We start from the raw sequence: 1193 nt of genomic DNA, 5'->3' as shown, positions 1-1193 counted from the left end.
ATATAATTTAACAAATTAATTAAAAAAAAGATGAGATATGTTTAAAAAATCAAAAAAAAGACTTATTTTTTTTATTATATCAGTAAATAATCTTTTGTTCGTTGTTGGTAATAACAACGTCGACTGCTTAGCTCATCTAAAATAAATGAGTTAACGTATACTGCTTTATCTTTTAATTTTATTGTTTATTTTTTAAAAGGATTTTTAGGATCAGATAAAATCGCGTTTTTCTTGTCGTTAAAGCTTCTACCTTGCTCTGAAAATTTAAATTCTTTGATTTCTGATTCTAAAAACAGCTCTTTTCTAAAATAATTTTTTATTTGATAAAGCTCTATCATTTTAAGTGTATTCTCAAGATAATTCATTTCAATATTTTGTGATTTAAAAAATGATATAAGCACACTTCCAAGAAAAAATTTCTCATGATTCTCTTGCTTTCGATCTTTTATCTTTTGTTTTACTTGTCTATAAGAACTATGAAATGAATTTTTGATTTCATCATGTGCTTTTTGTTTTATTAAATCAGGAACTCTTCGATTGTAGTTTTTTAGCATCCTTAAGGCTATTTTTAATCTTTCATCAGTCTGAGAGAAAGGGTCTTCATATCCACTAAAATCAACAATGTCTTTTTCAATATCAGAGCGATCACTTTTTTTGATTGAGCAGATAGTGTCCATTACTTCTTCTAATCTATTTAATTCTAAAACTTTATGATATTTATTCCTCAAATTTTTAATGTCTTCTTCTGTAAATTGATTTGCAGTTTTTGATCGAATCAATTGTAGTATTAACTCATCTGAATGAGTGCGTCTTGCTATCTGTTTTAAGTGCTTTTCAACACTTAAAATCATTTCATCTACTGTTAATCTAGTTCTAGCCATTTTTAAACCATCTGCATTTAAGAAAATGTTGGTATATCACAGAGTCTAAAAAAAAATCGTCATAAGTTGAGGTTTTCAAAAAAAACTACTCTTCTGTTAGTTTTAACTGTTAATTTATGGCTGTTAATGGTGGGGCAGATAAAAAATCTTTTTTGCGAATGCAAAAAAGATTTTTTATATCTCGTTTCCGTGTCTTTTAAATTTCGCTTCGCTCGCTTTAAAAGACACTTCTCCTCGTGCTGCGCAGCACTTTTAGTTTTAAGCAATTGATTATTATATAATTTATGCGTTACTCATGTTTTAGATTTACTG

Annotated in this window: 1 protein-coding gene; it reads right to left on the bottom strand. The window is 27.2% G+C overall.

Annotated features, from left to right (window positions below):
- Positions 1-185: 185 nt before the first annotated feature.
- Complete coding sequence (locus tag DK207_RS15580; protein WP_016543151.1) at positions 186-881, bottom strand: hypothetical protein; 696 nt, start codon at positions 879-881, stop codon at positions 186-188.
- Between the last annotated feature and the right edge of the window lie 312 nt (positions 882-1193).

The organism is Acinetobacter haemolyticus, assembly GCF_900406815.1.
Classification (GTDB): domain Bacteria; phylum Pseudomonadota; class Gammaproteobacteria; order Pseudomonadales; family Moraxellaceae; genus Acinetobacter; species Acinetobacter haemolyticus_A.
The sequence above is the reverse complement of the archived record's forward strand: the minus strand, read 5'-3'. Positions and strand labels throughout refer to the sequence as shown.